This window comes from Moorena sp. SIO4E2, from assembly GCF_010671945.1.
GTDB lineage: Bacteria > Cyanobacteriota > Cyanobacteriia > Cyanobacteriales > Coleofasciculaceae > Moorena > Moorena producens.
The window spans coordinates 122,684-140,563 of the sequence record NZ_JAAHIE010000001.1; the positions used below are offsets into that span (position 1 = coordinate 122,684).

Genomic DNA, 17,880 nt, shown 5'->3' on the forward strand with positions numbered 1-17,880 from the left:
ATCTTGGAGGATACATTTGTGTCTATACCTATCATCACTCTTCACCGGGGAAATTATCTTCACTTACTCTATAGTTTAGCTCAAGCTAAAAAAACTAATCCTAAATCGGACATTTTTTTAATTGGAGATGAGAGTAACCAGTGGATTAATTTCGTGAATCATGAAAATATAAAAGATTATTATAGTAGTGCTAAAAAATTTTAATATCTGTATGCGGACAATCACCATAAAAACACAAAATACATCTTGTAAAACTTATAGTACAAGAAGTATCTAAGTTTTAATTACCCCGATAATCCCCTACAACTGTTACTGGACATGAGATAAATTATTGATAATAGAAACCTCCAAGCTTCTGTCTTAAGAAACCAACAGTCGTAAAACTCATGAATAATACCCAAATCACTGATACCCTCTCTATTGGCGATCGCTGCCCACTCACCCTGATTGGTGGTCCCTGTGTCATTGAATCGGAAGACTTTACCTTAAAAATGGCAGAGGAGATCCGCAAAGTATGCGATCGCTTGAATATTCCTTTGATCTTCAAGTCTTCCTTTGACAAAGCCAATCGAACTTCAATAAACTCCTTTCGGGGACAAACTCTAGACAGAGGTCTAGAAATTCTCCAGAAGGTCAAACAGAAGGTGGGTGTGCCAGTGCTTACCGATATCCACGGAAGTCACCAAGCTGCAACTGTTGCTGAAGTAGTCGATGTCCTGCAAATCCCAGCTTTTCTGTGTCGCCAAACTGACTTACTAATCGCTGCGGCTGCTACAGGTAAGGCAATTAACGTCAAAAAAGGTCAGTTTCTTGCCCCTTGGGATATGAAGCATGTGGTCAGCAAACTGGAAGCTGGGGGAGCCAAGAATATTTTACTCACTGAGCGGGGTACTAGTTTTGGTTACAATACCCTAGTGGTAGACTTTCGCTCCCTCCCTCAGATGCGCGAGTTAGGTTATCCTGTGGTTTTTGATGCCACTCATAGCGTCCAGATGCCAGGAGGAAAGGGAGATAAGTCTGGTGGACAGCGACACTTTGTTCCCTATTTGGCCAGAGCTGCGGCTGCGGTTGGGATTGATGCTCTGTTCATGGAAATTCATGAAAATCCTGACATCGCCCCTAGTGATGGTCCGAATATGGTACCCTTGGCCGAACTGGAAAATGTGCTAAAGGGAATTCTGAATGTTCGTGCGGGTTTGGACACTACAACTGGGGTAAATTTGCCATGAACAAAATCCCTGAAGCTGAATTACAAGCACGTTTATCCCAGGTCAAACTGCTAGCCCTAGATGTGGATGGTGTCATGACCGATGGCGGACTTTACTACACAGAAAGCGGTGAAGAACTCAGAAAGTTTAATGTCAAGGATGGCATGGGAATCAAGCTACTGCAACAGACTGGAATTGAGGTAGCTGTTATTACCAATAGCAGTTGTAGGGCAACCCGACATCGAGTCCAAAAGCTAGGAATCAAGTACAGTTTTTTTGCGGTTGAAGATAAGTTAGCTGTCCTCAAAGAACTCTGTGAACAGTTGAGTTTATCTCTTGCCCAAGTCGCCTATGTTGGTGATGATATCATTGATTTACCAGTTCTGGAAGCTGTAGGATGTCCCTTAACTGTTGCTGATGCGATGCCAGAAAACCGAGACTGTGCTGTGTATGTTACCAGATTAGCAGGTGGGCAAGGAGGGGTTCGAGAAATATGTGAGCTCTTGATGAAAGTACAGGTTTAAGGTAAGCATTTAGCTATAAGCTACAAGCTATCAGCAGTCAGCGGTCAGCGGTCAGCGGTCAGCCATTCGCGAATGGCTGACGTAACAGAGATTAAACCAATGCTTACTTGTTTTATTTAAAAGCTGAGAGCTGAGAGCTGAGAGCTGAGAGCTGATACCTGATAGCTGATAGCTGAATGCTTACGCCCCTGCAGCTTAGAACTTAAACTCTACAGCTGAACCAAAAGCTCAGTTTATGCCCACTGGAAGTATAGAATACTATCCCGATTCAAAAAATAACTTCTGAAAGGGTTAGTAGGCAATGCTTCTCAAGTAGAAGTCTCGGATAATACCAAATCGGCGTTAAAAACCCCCTTTATAGTTTAGTCCTTGAGGTGCGGACGAAAGTTTGTGGACGCGCGACTTCGTTCTCGTCTGGGCTAAAGGGGGGTTATCAAAGCGGATTGGCTATGACTTTGCAAGCCTTCAGCTTGGGAGGGTTAAGACTTTTGTCTGTTAACCAGGAGCAACGCTGAATATTCCCATAAACAAAATGACTAATCCTAAACTTGTTAAACGCATCATTACCTGTCAAGGCAGCATTCAACTAGTGACTGCCTTATCAGTCCTTAGTTACAGAGAAAAAGAGCAAAAAGACCTTAATATTAAATACGAAGACTACCTTGTTATTTATCATCTCTATTCTCCCCCAGGGCAAATTGATGAATTTGCCGCCTTTATCAAAACTATAGCAGAGTTAGTGGGTGAGTGGCATAAAATTGTGTACATCACCCCTGAGCAGCTCAGTGATATTGAGAGTCGATTAGACTATTCCAGCCCATCAAAAATTTTCCGTATGGTCCATGAAATGGTTGGCACTAACAGGGCTGATGAAATTTACCTGTGCCGGAATTGGATGTTTGGAAATAAGCTACTTATTAATATTTACAAATCGGCACAAAAAATTTGTTACGGTGATAGTATTGGCTTTTATTTTTCAGTAAATTCAAAAGCTTTGTTTCCAGAAACTCAAGAAAATAAGCCTAATTTAATTAACTATATACAAGCCAAATATAAATCTTTATTAAATAAAGTTAAGACGATATTAAAAATAAAAACGTCCCTAAAACCTAGACTAAAATTTGATATCGGTTATTTTGTATTGCCTGACGTTTTTGGGGAATCACCTCCCATGAAAACTGTCACCTTAAATAAGGTGTGGCTTCTCGAAACTTTTCAAAAGCTGAGGGGTTTGGTAAACCCAGAATACATTCTCCAGTTTCGCAAGAACATTGCTGAGTCTCCCGTCTCAATCTTACTCACTTCAAATTTGTCTGAGGCGGGTAGAATGTCTCTGGAGAATGAAATCGCTGCTTACCGTGAATTCCTGATCTGTGAAGGTATAGAGCCAAACACAGTACTGGTGCTAAAACCCCATCCTAGAGATGACAATGTCAAACTCCAGAAGTTGGAGTATGCCCTATCTGACTTGTTTGATAAAATAATAGTTTTATCAGAACCAGACCTCTTTTTTCTGCCATTTGAGGTATTTTTTTCCGAAGCTTTCCTCCCCCTAGATTCAAGCCGAAATAATCAACCCAGGGTGTTTGCCGTCAGTACAGCTTGTCTGTCCCTAAAGCTACTGTTTAATGTTCCAAGTATTGTTGGCTTTGGCGACCAGATTACTACCAAGCTTTTCTATGAAAATTATGCAGCTGGTAGGTTGGAACACGAGGGGGAGTTAAGAGCAGCAATCAACAAAGTTGAAGTACCTGCAATCATTACCAATGGATTATCTGGCGTTGCTGAATTAAGTAATGGATAGGAGTAGAGTGGGCATCCTGCCCGCAAGGGCAAGATATCGAACGGGCAAGATGCCCATTCTACAGGTGCGACCCAAGGCCGCGAGCAATCCCTCGCGGCCTAGGAGGCGCGCACCTACTCTTAAAATCATTCTATTATTCAGCAACGTCGATTATCTTAATCTCGGCTGCAGATTTATCGCTTTGTTCGCTATTCCACTTAAGCTGTTCAGCATTTAGATTGGGATACCTAAATTCCTCAAAGGTAACGGGGAACAGGGAACAGAGAACGGGAAATAACCAATTTAAATGCACATTAGCTTCTAGCATTTATCAAAAGTACCTCACCGAGCACCATGAAAGTCCTACATATCAATCAGTCTGATATTTCTGGAGGAGCCGCGATCGCAGGCTACCGACTCCATCAAGGTTTGCTGGGTCAAGGCGCAGACTCACGCTTGTTAGTCTGGAGGCTCAAAACTAGTAGTGATCGCGTAGATTCTGCTCCCCGTTTACCGATTCTAGATAAACTAACTGACCCGATTACCCAACAACTAGGACTCTACTATATTAATAAACTGGGCACGTTTAATATTCCTAAGCACAGCTTTTACAAAAACGCCGATGTCCTCAATTTTCATGTCCTTCATGGTGCCAGTAGTGGATACTTTAACTATCTAGCAATCCCTTCATTAACTAAACGTAAACCTGCTGTGTTTACCTTCCATGATATGTGGAGCTTTACGGGACATTGTGCCTATAGCTATGACTGCGATCGCTGGAAAAGTGGTTGTGGCAAGTGTCCCGATCTAGATACTTACCCAGCTATTCCAAAAGATAACACTCATATAGAGTGGAAGCTAAAAAACTGGGCTTATAGTCACTCAAACTTAACAATTGTCACTCCCAGTCGCTGGCTTGGTGAGCAAGCTAAGCAAAGTATGCTCAACCGCTTTGGGATTCACCATATTCCATATGGTATTAATACTGAAGTCTATCAGCCTCTCGAATCCAAACAGTGCAAATCTCTACTCGGCATTCCCACGTCCAAAAAAGTTCTGATGTTTGCAGCAACAAACTTAGCAGAGAACCGCAAGGGCGGCGATTTGCTATTGAAAGCGTTGCAAAGTCTACCCCAGTCCCTCAAGGCTGAAAGTGTAGTGCTAACGTTTGGTAGTGGTGGCGAAACAATTGCTGAGACTGTTGGCATACCAGCATTGAATCTTGGTTATGCCAGCAATGATCGCTTTAAAGCCATTGCCTATTCTGCTGCTGATTTGTTTCTTTTCCCCACCCGTGCGGACAATCTTCCCTTGGTGCTGCAAGAGAGTATGGCTTGTGGTACACCCATGGTGTCTTTCAAAATCGGCGGCGTTCCCGATTTAGTACGTCCTGGTATTACTGGTTATTTAGCTCAACCAGAGGATACTCAAGATTTCTGTAATGGCATTGTGCAGCTACTGGAAGACAAACATCTACGGGAAACCATGGCACAACAGTGTCGTGCTATTGCCTTGGAAGAATACTCAATAGAGCTGCAAGCCCAGCGATATATCGACCTATATCATCAGGTCTTACAAAACTAGAATGCGATCGCATCCGTCAACAGGGGTGCATCTCATATAGCGCTACGCTTAGCGTCAGAAGTCAGAAGTCAGAAGTCAGAAGTCAGCTTAGACTTACGTTTCGGAGTTTAGGAGCGATGCAGAGGTGCGACCCGTGGCGAATTTAATTCGCCACGGGTCGCACCGCTCCCTACTCCCTACTCCCTACTCCCTACTCCCTACTCCCTACTCCCTTTGCTATATCAATTTCATGTGGTGGGTGATTAAATGTGAGCAAGATTTTTTGAAATTAGTATTAGAGAGAGCATATCAATAAATCTGGAAAAGGAAAATTCTGGTAGCCAGTATTTATATCAGTATGTATTGTTAGCTGGTCGTGAGATGTAACTATTTTAAGAGGTTATAACCTTGAAAACCATTGCTCTAATTGAGGAAAATTGGAATGGGCACCGTCCAATATACCTCAAGGTTTTCACCAAAACTTTGCTTGAGCTTGGTCATCAAGTGATAGCCTTCTGCCCAGAACCATCAGAATTGAGTGAATGGGTTGCCTTTAACTGCTCTAAGTATCAAGAGCAATTCCAGGTTTTTGAATGTCAAACACCAGAGCCTAGCTCATTTCCGATCAATGGAATTCGCGCAGCCCTGAATGCAGTAAAACGTTGGTGCTACGCCAAAGTTAGCATTCAGCATGCTTCATCGAAGATTGGTAAAGTACCCGATCTAGTGTTTTTTCCCTGGGTTGATAGTTGCTTAGCACCTTACCTGCTACACCATGTAGTAGACAGGATTTTCCCTTACCGTTGGTCTGGTCTCTATTTTCACCCTCGTCATTTGAGGCTTAAACAAAAGTTTTGGTCTATCAATAGAGGTCCTCTAAAACCTCATGCTGTTTTAAAGTCTTCTCATTGCCCAGCTATTGCTGTTCTCGACGAAGGGATTGCTAACAAATTACAAAGCAAAATCAATGGTAAAAATGTAATTACTTTTCCCGATTTTGCCGACGAGTCAGCCCCAGACTTTAATTGGTCAATCGTGAAACAAATTCAAGCCCAAGCCGATGGCAAAAAAATCATTGGATTACTAGGGGTACAATCCAAGCGCAAAGGAGTTCTGACACTTTTAGAAGTTGCTCAGCAGATGGTGAAAGAAGACTATTTTTTTGTCTTCGCTGGTCAGTTATCCAAGCAGACCTACACTTCCCAGGAGCAAGCCAGACTCCAGACTATTCTTAACTTAAAGTTACCTAACTGCTTTTTTTATTTTGAGCGTATTCCTGATGAAGCAAAATTTAACGCTTTAGTTAGTAATTGCGATATCTTATTTGCTGCCTATAATAACTTCCCCCACAGTAGCAATATCCTGACTAAAGCAGCAGTCTTTGAAAAACCTGTGATTGTGAGCAGCAACTTTTGTATGGCAGAGAGAGTTCGCAAATTTAAATTGGGTTTAAGTATCAATGAGGGGGATGTGCTGCAATGTATTTATGCTATCGGTCGCCTCTGTAGTCAACTGGAAAAATATAACCAAGAAGTGCAACCGGATTTTCAGGGTTATAGACGTCTTCACTCTACTGATCAGCTCATAGAGAAACTTCAGACTATTTTAAATAGTATTTAACAGGTCGCTATTGAAAACTAATAATTTCTAGATTAATTCTATAGATCGAGATGAAAACTCCAGTTGCGTTCATAATCTTCAAACGACCAGATACTACTGAGAGAGTATTTGAGGTAATTCGCCAAGCCAAACCTCCCAAACTTTTAGTCATTGCTGATGGACCTCGTGCCGATCGACCAGGTGAAGCAGAAAAGTGTGCTGCAGCTCGTGCAATTATTGAGCGCGTCGATTGGGATTGTGAGGTTTTGGAAAACTACTCTGATGTAAACATGGGCTGCTGTCAGAGAGTGTCAAGTGGCATAGACTGGGTTTTTAACACCGTTGAAGAAGCAATTATTCTTGAAGATGATTGTCTTCCACATCCCGATTTTTTTCCATTTTGTGAAAATCTCTTAGAGAGATATCGAGATGATGAGCGAATCATGCTCATTAGTGGTAGTAACTTTCTAGGTCAATGGAACTCTGATATTCAGAGTTATCATTTCTCATATTATACTGCAACTTGGGGTTGGGCTTCTTGGCGAAGGGCATGGAACTATTATGATATTAATATGAGTCTTTGGTCAAATCCTGAGATCAAAAATCGGATCAGGGATGTCTTGGCAAATAAAGAGCATTACAAAGCACTTAAAAAATCTATTGAATATACACTAAACGGTAAGTATGATGCTTGGGATTACCGATGGACTTTTGCAATACTTGCCCAGTCTGGATTATCAGTTGTTCCTGCTGTAAACCTGATTTCAAATATTGGTTTTGGTGAAGATGCAACTCATACCTTATCAACGGATAACGAACTAGCAAAACTTAAAACACTAAGTCTTAACTTTCCGATCCAATATAACAATTTTACAGCGGTAGATCGAGATTATGATAAAAACTATTACGAAAATTTTATTAAACGCTCGAAAATTAAAAAAATACAAAAAATATTAAAAAAGTTTTATAACCTAGGCAAAACTTGATGTCGCTGACAGCATTAAAATAAAGTTGAATTAACAATTATTTTCAAAAAAAGTTAATTCATTATATTTTTTGAAAATAATTTATTAGTTAATATTAAACTATAACTTGGTATGACAAATAAAAAATCCTGTTGAAAAGCATGATATCATTTTTTATTTATAGCATTGACAAATAAATCATCATTGGGGTTGATGATTTATGATAACACCAACTAATATTCAGATTTTTTTGATAAAGTCGTATCCAAACAATCCTTTGCCAAGAGGTCTTATGAACCAATAGTTATCTTGAGTGATGTGATTTTTATGGTAAGTATATGTTCAAACTAATAAATATAGGTTGTGGCTCTACATATTCTAATCATCCTGCGTGGACGAACGTTGATTTAGCACCACAATCATCCCATATTGATAATCATGATATCAGGAAAAATTTGCCCTACCCTGATGCTTATTTTGATGCTTGCTATAGTTCTCATGTAATAGAACACCTCAAGCAGCATGAAGCTGATCAACTTATGGCTGAGTGTTGGCGTGTTCTTAAGCCACGGGGAATAATTAGGGCAGTTGTCCCTGATCTAGAATCAATAGCTAGAAATTATATCTCTACTCTAGAACAGGTTGAGTCTGGTCTTACGGAAGCAGAGGCTAACTATGACTGGATAATGTTAGAACTTTATGACCAGACAGTTCGCCACGTTAAAGGTGGTGAAATGGCTAGTTATCTAGCTGACTCTAATCTTACTAATAAAGAGTTTATAGTATCTCGTATCGGTAGCAATGCCGATCTATTTTTGGATAAAAACTCTGAAAAACAATCATTGATAGAGCGACTAGCATCTAAGGATGCCTATTGGTTTTACAAAACCTTTAGAAGCTTTAATCTCAGAAATAGTATTGCCAAATATCTAGTGACTCTGATCGCAGGCAATGAAGCACGACGGGCATTTGAAGTAGGGTTGTTTCGGAATTCAGGTGAAATTCATTATTGGATGTATGACCGCTTTTCTTTACGACGACTGCTTGAGCGCTCAGGATTTGTGGAGGTGCGCGTTTGTAGTGCTGATTCAAGCCGTATTCAAGATTTTAATAGCTACGGTCTAGATATGGTTGATGGCAAAGTGCGTAAACCTGATTCACTATTCATGGAAGGTATTAAACCATGAAGACTCTAATTGTTAGTAGTTTCGATATATCTGGTGGAGCTGCTCGTGCTGCCTATCGATTACATCAGGGCTTGCAAAGCATTAATTTAGATTCCCAAATCCTAGTGCAGGAAAAATTTAGTCATGATCAAACAGTAATTGGACCGACAATCAAGTTGAAAGAGGGCCTAGCCAGGATGAGATGGACGTTTGGCGCTTTACCTCAAAAGCTTTACCCTCAACGGGAAGATACCACGTTTACTACCCAGTGGCTTCCCGATGCAGTTGTCCCCAAAGTTGCCCGACTTCAGCCCGATATTATTAATCTCCATTGGATTTGTGCTGGCTATGTGCAAATTGAAACCATTGCGAAACTAAAGCGACCGATTGTTTGGACTCTTCATGATATGTGGCCATTCACAGGGGGATGTCACTACAATCACGATTGCGATCGCTATACAGCCTCCTGTGGTGCTTGTCCTCAACTTCACAGCAGCAAAGACTGGGATTTATCCCGTTGGGTATGGCAGCGCAAAGCCAAGGCTTGGAGAAATCTTGACCTGACGGTTGTCGCCCTTAGCTCATGGTTAGCCAAATGTGCCAGTGCCAGTTCCCTTTTCCAGGATCTGCGCATTGAGCTAATTCCCAATGGGATTGATACTCAAAAATACAGACCCATCCATCAGCAGGTAGCGCGAGAATTACTTAGTTTGCCCCAGGATAAGCAACTTATTCTGTTTGGAGCAGTAAATGCCACTAGTGACAAACGAAAAGGGTTTGAATTGTTACAACCAGCGCTGCAAGAGCTGAGCCAATCCGGGTGGCGAGATCAACTAGAGTTGGTTATTTTTGGTGACTCTCAGCCAGACAATCCACCTGAGTTTGGTTTTAAGACTCACTACTTAGGTACATTGAGCGATGATCTCTCCCTAGCACTAGTCTATGCAGCAGCAGATGTATTTGTTGCCCCTTCCCTTCAAGATAACTTGCCAAACACAGTGATGGAAGCGATCGCCTGTGGAACTCCTTGCGTCGCCTTCAACATTGGCGGGATGCCCGATCTGATTGAGCACCAGAAAAACGGCTATTTAGCCCAACCTTACAAAATTGAGGCTCTGGCTCAAGGAATTGCTTGGGTGCTGGAGAACACAGAGCGACATCAAAAACTATCCTACCGCGCCCGCGAGAAGGTAGAAAAAGAATTTACCTTAGAAATTCAAGCAAGACGCTACTTATCTCTTTTTAATGAAATTTTATCGGGGGTATAATTATAGCAGTTCTCAGGACGAGTGAGGGACATTACTTATCCCTTTAAGGCAATAGGCAATAGGCATGCTAGCAATAGTAAAGAGGGTTTTAAGCGATGCAGCGCGGTCTTGGGGGTTCCCCCCACTCGCTATTGCATCAAGACAGGGAATCAGTGTCAAAGAAGACTGTACCTCATAACTGCGAGCAACGCTATATAACTAATATGAGAGATATTATTTCTGAGATAACTAGGGCTATAAAAGTCGTATTAATAGATAGTTTATGGTGAATTTAAAAAGGTTATCGCCTAATCAATTAATAACTTTTTTTTTGCTAAAGTTAGAACCTTTTATGATTGGCATCTGCTTATTTTCTGGCATGTTTCTTGACATACCAGGCTCTCTACTTACGCTTTTAAAACTTGCTAGCTATCTAATCTTGTTTTTTTTACTTATTTGGCGATGGAAAAGAGTTGCATATGTTTTTACAAAGGATATACCTTTACTATGCTTAGTGGGGACTGCTGTGTGGTCGATTGCATGGTCTGCCGTTCCCGGTATTCCAGCATTACTTAGAGCTGTGGTACGTGCAACTGCCCTCGGAGGATACTTAGCAGCTCGCTATAACCCTAAGGAGCAAATGCGTCTTCTGGCATGGGTGCTAGGCATAGTGGCGATTCTAAGCTTATTGGTCACTCTAGGTAATGGCTTCGGGGGAGCTCCCGCTCAGGGTATCCTTAGGCATAAAAATCATTTGGCTCGTCTGATGTCCCTAAATGCCATAATGTCTTTATTGACCGCCCTCAACCACCGGAAATATCGCTGGGTAGGGTGGGCTGGATTTAGCTTGTCTGTTTTGATGCTCCTGCTTTCTCAAGGAAAATCAGCGTTGGTAATCTTTTTAGTTATGATTACCCTCCTGCCCCTTCACAAGTTTGTAAAACAGCACTATAAGTTACAAACTTTTCTTTACATGGTCTCAGCTCTACTGGCTTTTGTTGCATCTATATTAATTTTATGGAACCTGGAATTCATAGTAGTTGATACTCTAGGCAAAGATCTTGAATTTAACGGGCGTTTACCTATTTGGACTTTGTTATTTGAGAGAATTTTAGAACGACCTTGGTTAGGTTACGGTTTTGAGGGATTCTGGTCTTCCGACGCCGGTTACTCTGTAATCAACTCTACATGGCTTGCCCATGGAGGACATGGTCATTCTCATAGTGGTTATCTTGAGTTAGCTCTGCAACTTGGATTTTTAGGTGTTTTACTTTTTGTGGTTAGTTTATTGACGGCATTATTTAGGATAATTAAATTACTAAGCTTAAGGGAAAAAATAGAATTTTTATGGATGTTTCTCTACCTAATATTTTTCAGTATTGCTAACTTTAGCCTAGAACCATCAATTCTTGTCGAGGACATATTGTGGACTGTATACGTATCAACCGCTCTTTCCGCAGGTGTTTACCAGAGTCGAATTGTCAAAAATCGCCACTTAATGAAAGCTGCCCAAGTCTGATCTAGCATTTTTAGTTGAGATGTGAAACTAGACTTGATGGGTAAAGGGAACAGGGAGCAGAGAGCAGGGAGTAGGGAGCAGGGAGTAGGGAGTAGGGGAAATAAAATTGACTGTACCTCATAAGTACGAGAAACGCTATATACTTACTAAGTATTAAGTTTAATGAGATAATTTAAAATGCTATATCATTAAACTTATCCTGATAATTAAAAATTTATTTTATTAATTTATTTCATTAAATTAAACGGGATAGTAAGCCATGAAAAATTCAGAGCAAAGTACCATTTGTGAACAAGAAGCCCCTCACTTAGCCAAACTTCCGACCATTTCGATAGTTGTTCCTAACTATAATAGCGGAGCAACTATCGGTGCAACCTTACAAAGCTTAATCGATCAGAACTATCCCAAGCTGGAAATCATTGTAGTGGATGGCGGCTCCACTGACAACAGTGTGGAGGTAATTAAGCAGTTTGAACCATACATTACCTGGTGGGTTAGTGAGAAGGACAGTGGTCAATCTAATGCCATTAATAAAGGTTTTGCTAAGTGTAATGGTGATATCGTTAATTGGCTGTGCAGTGACGACCTCCTAGCACCAGATGCCTTGCACACAGTGGGCAAATACTTTGCCGAGTCACCTGATATTGATGTCCTAGTTGGTCGCAGCCAAATTGAATATAGGACTGAAAATTTAGGTCAACCACTCAAGGGAGCTAATTTTTGGATGAGCCTGTTTGGGCGAGTCTTGCCCTTAGGATTAGGAGCACGACCTATGATCAAGGATGCAGAAAACCAGATCTACATCAAAGCTCCTACACTCAAACAAATTGACTTAATCGCTGTTGCTTCTCCAATTCACCAACCTAGCTGCTTTTATCGGCGCAAGCTGCTTGATCGACCTCAACCTTTAAATGAAAGTTATGAGTACACCATGGATATTGAGCTATTTAATTATTTCTACTCCCGTGGTGTGCGCTGGCGCGTTATCGACGAGGTGCTAAGCATTGCTCCAGTAAGTGGTGACAATAAAACCAGCATTGCTGGTGTAAAAGCCACTTATGAATTAGAGCAGATCTACAAAACTTACACCAAAGAATGGATCCCTCTAACCTATTGGCATAGACGACTACGTTATCCCTTGGAGGGTTTTATCAAACGTCATCGTGGCGGTATTTGGTTATACATAGTCGGACCAGTATGGGTTGCACTCACACTACTATTAGCCCCATTTTATGGTGTTGAAAAAGTTTGGGCACTCAGGTGGACAAAGTGGATTTGATTACCTATTTAACTACCTATTTAACCCTATAGCCTTGGTGAGGGCCTTAAAGTCAGGATTTACCCAAAACTGGACTTTAAACTCTATATGTAGTAGGGGCGCACGGCGTGTAACCATACAAGTAGATTTACTGCAGCAGTCCTGAAAGTATTAAAATTATGAAAAATTATGATTAACTATCCGTCTTTACACATAATTCAAGACAAAATTAAAGACAAAAATTTAGAACTTAAAACACAAAATCCTGTTTCTGTCGTGGCATGGCAGGTATTAATGTTAGGTGACAACCTTCAGATCAAGGGTGGTATCGCATCAGTGCAGAAGCTTATTCTTCGTAATGCACCCTCTCACGTTCAAATTCAGCACATTCCTACTACCTGTACTGATGGGGAAAACGGATCAATTACTCGTAAGATCTTAGCTTTTGGGAAAGCTCTAGGGAAGTTGCTGTGGAAGTTATCAAGAAAAAAAGCTGATCTTATTCACGTGCATTTTTGTCAAAGGGGTAGCACGCTCCGGAAAATGATTTTGATGCTCGTTGCACTAGCGTTTGATGTCCCTGTAGTTTTGCACGCCCATGGTAGCGAGTATAAGTTGTTTTACACTGGGCTGCCTCAATGGGCTAAACGAATAATTAGCTCGCTGTTTCGACAATCTGCTTACTTGATTGTTCTATCACAGAGCTGGAAAAACTTTTACCAGTCTAGTTTCGGACTAAAAGCAGAACAGGTTGTAATCCTTCCTAACCCAGTAGAGTTCCCCTCGAAAATTCCAGAGCGCACAAGCTGCAACCAGATAATGTTGGTTTTTTTGGGACAAATCGGTCAACGCAAAGGAGTATTTGATCTGATCCGGGCATTTGCCTCCCTCCCTCCTGAACATAAAACCTGCTCAAAATTAATATTAGCAGGGGATGGAGAAGTAGAACAAGCCTGTCAATTAGTTGAGAGTCTGGATTTAGGAGACTATATCAAAGTCCCTGGCGGGATAGACTCAGGGCAACGGGATGCTCTTTTAGCAAAAGCTAACATATTTGTCTTGCCGTCTTACAACGAAGGTCTGCCGATGGCATTGCTGGAAGCAATGGGTTGGGGCTTACCTGTGATCACCACACCAGTAGGGGGGATACCCGAGGTAGTTACTCACGCAGAGAATGGACTAATCATAAATCCAGGGGATATTGAACAGCTATCAGATACCTTGAAGTCTCTGATTGAAAATAAGTCTTTGAGAATTTCCTTAGGAGCTAAAGCAAGAACGAGTGTTGTTCCCCTAGATGTCAAAAATTATTGGACTTCTATGAGCGAGGTCTATCGTTCAGTCTTAAAATAAAAACATAAATATATACATTAATATATATTTATAGGTATGTAGTTTGATGACTTCAGGCTTCTTCTGTCTAAAACTTACCTGGCTCAGATGTTGATAACAACAACTGCTCTAGATATCTAACCGATCTGGGTACAGCTCAGAAAATTAATTACCATTTTCGGAAAATATTTAAGATGAAAATACTGATATCTGCTTTCAATTGCAATCCTGAAAAAGGTTCTGAGGATGAACTTGGTTGGTCGTGGGTTCTTCAACTCTCACAGATGGGGCATGAAGTCTGGGTGATTACTGAAGCCAACAATCAGCCCAGTATTGAGCAATTCATCTCTAAAAACTCCCTCAATAATTTGAATTTTTATTACCATAATTTACCAGTTTTTTCCTTTAATAGGTGGATATTTAAAGGAAATAAATTTGGGATTATTGCTATGCGTATCACCGTTGAAATTCTTTTGTTCCACTGGCAGTGGGGTGCGTATCAGACTGCCAAATTATTGACCCAGCAAGTGGCATTTGATTGTGTGCATCATGTCACAAATAGCTGTGTGCGACGTTATAGCTTCATGGGTTTTCTAGGACTCCCTTTCATTTTGGGTCCACTAGCTGGTGGACTAAGAACACCTTGGCGTTTCAGGAAAAGCTACCCCTTGATGGGCAAAATCCTTGATTTTGGTCGTGACCTAGCCAATAGCTGGATTCAGTTTAATCCCCTGATGCACTTGACCTTTACTAAGGCATCAAAAATCTATCTTGACTCCGAGCAAACACGGTCGCTTATTCCAAAATTTTATCGCCATAAATCTGAAGTTATTTTTAATGTGCCTCCCTGTAGGATGACTACTATCCCTGAGGGAATTCAACGAAAGTCAACCGAAACAGAAACTTTCCGGGTTCTGTTTGTAGGACGGTTGTTGTTTTGGAAAGGTTTACATCTAGGGCTAAAAGCCTTTGCGCAGCTGCTCGATAAGATCCCGAATGCCCGTTTAACAGCCCTTGGCAGAGGTCCAGAAGAAAAGTGGCTGCAAGGACTCACCGAGCAGTTGGGAATCCAGAATGCTGTAGACTGGATATCTTGGATAGATCAGAAAGAATTGATTTCAGCCTATCTACACCATAATGTTTTTTTATTCCCAAGTCTCCATGAAACTTCCGGTACAGTTGTCATAGAAGCTTTGTCCTATGGCTTACCTGTAGTTTGCCTCGATTTAGGAGGACCAGGAGTGATAGTGGATGAAACCTGTGGACGGGTGATAAAAACGGATGGGTTGACGGAAGAAGCTATGATTCAGAGGCTTAGTGATGCCTTAGTAGAACTAGCAGAAAACTCAGAATTGCGACAGCAGTTGAGTGAAAGGGCATGGGCGCAACCAACTAAATTTGAATTTAAGAATGTTGTGGAACAAATATATAGCTCTTCGGTACTTGTTGAGAAAACCTTGAAGGAAGCACCCCTAGATGATAAAAGTTGATCAACTTTTTAAGTTATTAACAATACAATTATATTTTACATCACTTCGGCATCTATCATTAAAAGTATATTTAATGATTAGTTTTACTGATTTGATTAAGGAACTAAATTTTAATGACTTCATTTTCTAAAGTATTAATAATCGTCGAAAATCTACCTGTACCCTTTGACCGAAGGGTATGGATGGAAGCCACTAGCTTACAGAAAGCTGGCTATCAAGTTACTACAATTTCTCCCAAAGGGAATGGGTTTTACAAAGATTATGAAGTCATTGAAGGGATTCATATTTATCGCCATCCCCTACCACCGGAAGAAAGCTCCGTTACTGGCTATATTCGAGAGTACAGCTGGGCTATAAATTGGCAATTTCGCTTAGCTTGCCAAGTATGGCGAGAGCAGGGTTTTGACATTATCCACATTTGCAATCCCCCAGATTTAATCTTCCTAGTGGCGGGATGGTTTAAATTGTTTCGGGGCGTAAAAGTAATCTTCGATCACCACGATCTGGCTCCGGAGATGTACATCGCCAAGTATGGACGAAAAGATATCTTCTATCATGGTCTACGCTGGGCTGAGCGCTTAACTTATGCTACAGCAGACATGGTGATTTCAACCAACGAATCCCATCGCAAGGTCGCCCTTACCCGAGGGGGGAAGAAACCAGAGCAAGTATTTGTAGTGCGCAGTGGACCTGATCTGGCACGGTTTCGGATTATGCCCTCAAACCCGAGTTACCGCAGAGGTCGTCAATATCTGGTAGGTTATATGGGAGTGATGGGGGAACCAGAGGGCATTGACTATCTTCTGAGGGCAGTACGTTACATCGTGCAGGAAAAGAAGCGCCAAGATATTCACTTCATGCTCATTGGCAGTGGCCCTGCTGCTGAAACCCTCAAGGCTTTATCTAAAGAGCTTGACCTGACTGATTTTGTAGAATTCACAGGATTTCAGACCGGGGAAGCACTTTTAGAGCGGCTTTCCAGTTGCGATGTATGCGTGGAACCGTCTCCCACATCGGCTTACAACGAAAACTGTACTATGAATAAAATCTTGGAGTACATGGCCTTAGGCAAACCTATTGTTCAGTTTGACCTCCGAGAGGGAAGACGCTCTGCAGAGAATGCATCTGTTTATGCTACGCCTAATGACGAGCTGGAGTTTGCTGAGAAAATTCTGGAACTGCTCAATTCTCCTGAACTCAGAGAAAAAATGGGAGCAGAAGGTAGACGCAGGATGGAAGAGATGCTGGAGTGGCGTCATCAAGCCCCTAAACTTTTGGATGCTTATGGGAAAGTTTCCTTACCTTTGTCAGGGATTAGTATTAACTTAGGCACTAGGTATTAGGCTTGAGGCTTTAAGTATTAGGTAAGCATTCAGCAGTCAGCAGTCAGCAGTCAGCTTAATGCTTACGTTTGTCAGAAGCCGAACTAGCCCGTTTTCTTCAAATTGCTATGGGTTCAGCCAGTGAACTTGAATATCACCTGTTACTGGCAGAAGGTAAGCATTCAGCTATCAGCTAATGCGCTACCTCCCAGGGTCGAAGCCTTTGCCACGCACCCTACTTGAGGTGCTTATGCGCTACAGATGGTGCTACTTGAGGTGCTATCAGCTAATGCGCTACCTCCCAGGGTCGAAGCCTGTGCCACGCACGCGACTTGAGGTGCTTATGCGCTATGGGTACGGTTGAGGAGGAAAGCGTTAAGAATAAAAGAGGTAAGCATTAGTTTAATTTGAGCAAAGTCCCAGGGTCGAAGCCTGTGCCACAAAGCACCTCAAGTAGCGTGCGCCGATGCGCAATGCGCAATGGACTTTTCTGGTGACTTTCAATTATCATTAATCTCGAACTATTAAATTATATCGTTTGGGCCATGGGCACGCTACGGGAACGAGCTTTATTTTAAGCTGACCGCTGACCCCTGACGGCTGAATGCTTACGGCTGAAGATCTTAACTTAACTCTTAGCCAAAGACTATGAATCCCATCGCAGCAGAGGTATAGCGCTACGCGCCAGGCATGCTAGCATGCTAGCATGCTAGCAATAGCTGATTATAATAGCTTTTGCTGCTTTTATAAATGTCCTAACCTTAATGCGTAGTGCTATAACTCAGATTAAACTTTTGCTTACCTCTTTTATTCAAAGGTGCGCTTTCCGCATCTAATTATTAAATTCGCCACGGGTCGCACCTAAAAGCACCGATTGCGCTACTTGAGGTGCTGCGCGAACAGT

Annotated in this window: 16 protein-coding genes; 15 read left to right on the forward strand and 1 reads right to left on the reverse strand. The window is 41.7% G+C overall.

The window, feature by feature from the left end:
- The first annotated feature begins 386 nt into the window (after positions 1-386).
- The 3 genes from kdsA (at position 387) to F6K37_RS00545 (ending at position 3,536) form a co-directional block, all read left to right on the forward strand.
- The gene (gene kdsA / locus F6K37_RS00535) at positions 387-1,229 is read left to right on the forward strand and encodes a 3-deoxy-8-phosphooctulonate synthase (RefSeq protein WP_008179263.1); all 843 of its coding nucleotides are present in this window, start codon (positions 387-389) and stop codon (positions 1,227-1,229) included.
- Positions 1,226-1,732 carry a KdsC family phosphatase gene (locus F6K37_RS00540; RefSeq protein WP_071107476.1) on the forward strand — a complete coding sequence of 169 codons (507 nt, stop codon included), beginning with the start codon at positions 1,226-1,228 and terminating at the stop codon, positions 1,730-1,732. The genes kdsA and F6K37_RS00540 overlap by 4 nt, the downstream gene beginning before the upstream one ends.
- Before the next feature lie 532 nt (positions 1,733-2,264).
- The gene (locus tag F6K37_RS00545) at positions 2,265-3,536 is read left to right on the forward strand and encodes a polysialyltransferase family glycosyltransferase (protein WP_287247480.1); all 1,272 of its coding nucleotides are present in this window, start codon (positions 2,265-2,267) and stop codon (positions 3,534-3,536) included.
- A gap of 133 nt (positions 3,537-3,669) precedes the next feature.
- Here F6K37_RS00545 and F6K37_RS00550 read toward each other — a convergent pair whose 3' ends face one another.
- Positions 3,670-3,843, reverse strand: a complete 174-nt coding sequence (locus tag F6K37_RS00550) for a hypothetical protein (RefSeq protein ID WP_008179257.1) — start codon at positions 3,841-3,843, stop codon at positions 3,670-3,672.
- 26 nt (positions 3,844-3,869) lie between these two features.
- Between F6K37_RS00550 and F6K37_RS00555 the strand changes: the two genes are divergently transcribed.
- The 12 genes from F6K37_RS00555 (at position 3,870) to F6K37_RS00610 (ending at position 17,173) form a co-directional block, all read left to right on the forward strand.
- The gene (locus tag F6K37_RS00555; RefSeq protein ID WP_287247483.1) at positions 3,870-5,099 is read left to right on the forward strand and encodes a glycosyltransferase family 4 protein; all 1,230 of its coding nucleotides are present in this window, start codon (positions 3,870-3,872) and stop codon (positions 5,097-5,099) included.
- A 133-nt stretch (positions 5,100-5,232) separates the two neighbouring features.
- Complete coding sequence (locus tag F6K37_RS00560; RefSeq protein ID WP_287247484.1) at positions 5,233-5,394, forward strand: hypothetical protein; 162 nt, start codon at positions 5,233-5,235, stop codon at positions 5,392-5,394.
- Between the two features lie 92 nt (positions 5,395-5,486).
- A complete protein-coding gene (locus F6K37_RS00565; protein ID WP_287247486.1) occupies positions 5,487-6,698 on the forward strand; it encodes a glycosyltransferase in 1,212 nt (403 codons plus the stop codon).
- A 50-nt stretch (positions 6,699-6,748) separates the two neighbouring features.
- Positions 6,749-7,663, forward strand: a complete 915-nt coding sequence (locus F6K37_RS00570) for a glycosyltransferase family 2 protein (protein ID WP_287247488.1) — start codon at positions 6,749-6,751, stop codon at positions 7,661-7,663.
- Between the two features lie 317 nt (positions 7,664-7,980).
- Positions 7,981-8,829, forward strand: coding sequence for a class I SAM-dependent methyltransferase (locus F6K37_RS00575; RefSeq protein WP_008179250.1), 849 nt, complete (start codon positions 7,981-7,983; stop codon positions 8,827-8,829).
- Positions 8,826-10,076 carry a glycosyltransferase family 4 protein gene (locus F6K37_RS00580; RefSeq protein WP_287247490.1) on the forward strand — a complete coding sequence of 417 codons (1,251 nt, stop codon included), beginning with the start codon at positions 8,826-8,828 and terminating at the stop codon, positions 10,074-10,076. Before F6K37_RS00575 ends, F6K37_RS00580 begins: the two co-directional genes overlap by 4 nt.
- Positions 10,077-10,338: 262 nt before the next feature.
- A complete protein-coding gene (locus F6K37_RS00585; protein ID WP_287247492.1) occupies positions 10,339-11,574 on the forward strand; it encodes an O-antigen ligase family protein in 1,236 nt (411 codons plus the stop codon).
- Between the two features lie 259 nt (positions 11,575-11,833).
- Positions 11,834-12,853 carry a glycosyltransferase family 2 protein gene (locus F6K37_RS00590; protein ID WP_287247494.1) on the forward strand — a complete coding sequence of 340 codons (1,020 nt, stop codon included), beginning with the start codon at positions 11,834-11,836 and terminating at the stop codon, positions 12,851-12,853.
- Between the two features lie 168 nt (positions 12,854-13,021).
- Positions 13,022-14,185, forward strand: coding sequence for a glycosyltransferase family 4 protein (locus F6K37_RS00595; protein WP_287247496.1), 1,164 nt, complete (start codon positions 13,022-13,024; stop codon positions 14,183-14,185).
- Positions 14,186-14,358: 173 nt separating this feature from the next.
- Entirely contained in the window at positions 14,359-15,654 is a 1,296-nt protein-coding gene (locus F6K37_RS00600) for a glycosyltransferase family 4 protein (protein ID WP_008179240.1), read from the forward strand.
- A gap of 182 nt (positions 15,655-15,836) precedes the next feature.
- Positions 15,837-16,997: a glycosyltransferase family 4 protein gene (locus tag F6K37_RS00605; RefSeq protein ID WP_502708840.1), complete on the forward strand. Its 1,161-nt coding sequence runs from the start codon at positions 15,837-15,839 to the stop codon at positions 16,995-16,997.
- 68 nt (positions 16,998-17,065) lie between these two features.
- Positions 17,066-17,173, forward strand: coding sequence for a four helix bundle protein (locus F6K37_RS00610; protein WP_008179236.1), 108 nt, complete (start codon positions 17,066-17,068; stop codon positions 17,171-17,173).
- The last annotated feature ends 707 nt before the right edge of the window (positions 17,174-17,880 follow it).

What these genes read in the sequence shown, in the direction of transcription:
- F6K37_RS00550 (WP_008179257.1), bottom strand. Translation starts at nt 3,843, where the DNA reads ATGCTAGAAGCTAATGTGCATTTAAATTGGTTATTTCCCGTTCTCTGT.
- F6K37_RS00555 (WP_287247483.1), top strand. Translation starts at nt 3,870, where the DNA reads ATGAAAGTCCTACATATCAATCAGTCTGATATTTCTGGAGGAGCCGCG.
- F6K37_RS00545 (WP_287247480.1), top strand. Translation starts at nt 2,265, where the DNA reads ATGACTAATCCTAAACTTGTTAAACGCATCATTACCTGTCAAGGCAGC.
- F6K37_RS00580 (WP_287247490.1), top strand. Translation starts at nt 8,826, where the DNA reads ATGAAGACTCTAATTGTTAGTAGTTTCGATATATCTGGTGGAGCTGCT.
- kdsA (WP_008179263.1), top strand. Translation starts at nt 387, where the DNA reads ATGAATAATACCCAAATCACTGATACCCTCTCTATTGGCGATCGCTGC.
- F6K37_RS00605 (WP_502708840.1), top strand. Translation starts at nt 15,837, where the DNA reads ATGGAAGCCACTAGCTTACAGAAAGCTGGCTATCAAGTTACTACAATT.
- F6K37_RS00585 (WP_287247492.1), top strand. Translation starts at nt 10,339, where the DNA reads ATGGTGAATTTAAAAAGGTTATCGCCTAATCAATTAATAACTTTTTTT.
- F6K37_RS00595 (WP_287247496.1), top strand. Translation starts at nt 13,022, where the DNA reads ATGATTAACTATCCGTCTTTACACATAATTCAAGACAAAATTAAAGAC.
- F6K37_RS00540 (WP_071107476.1), top strand. Translation starts at nt 1,226, where the DNA reads ATGAACAAAATCCCTGAAGCTGAATTACAAGCACGTTTATCCCAGGTC.
- F6K37_RS00600 (WP_008179240.1), top strand. Translation starts at nt 14,359, where the DNA reads ATGAAAATACTGATATCTGCTTTCAATTGCAATCCTGAAAAAGGTTCT.
- F6K37_RS00590 (WP_287247494.1), top strand. Translation starts at nt 11,834, where the DNA reads ATGAAAAATTCAGAGCAAAGTACCATTTGTGAACAAGAAGCCCCTCAC.
- F6K37_RS00570 (WP_287247488.1), top strand. Translation starts at nt 6,749, where the DNA reads ATGAAAACTCCAGTTGCGTTCATAATCTTCAAACGACCAGATACTACT.
- F6K37_RS00575 (WP_008179250.1), top strand. Translation starts at nt 7,981, where the DNA reads ATGTTCAAACTAATAAATATAGGTTGTGGCTCTACATATTCTAATCAT.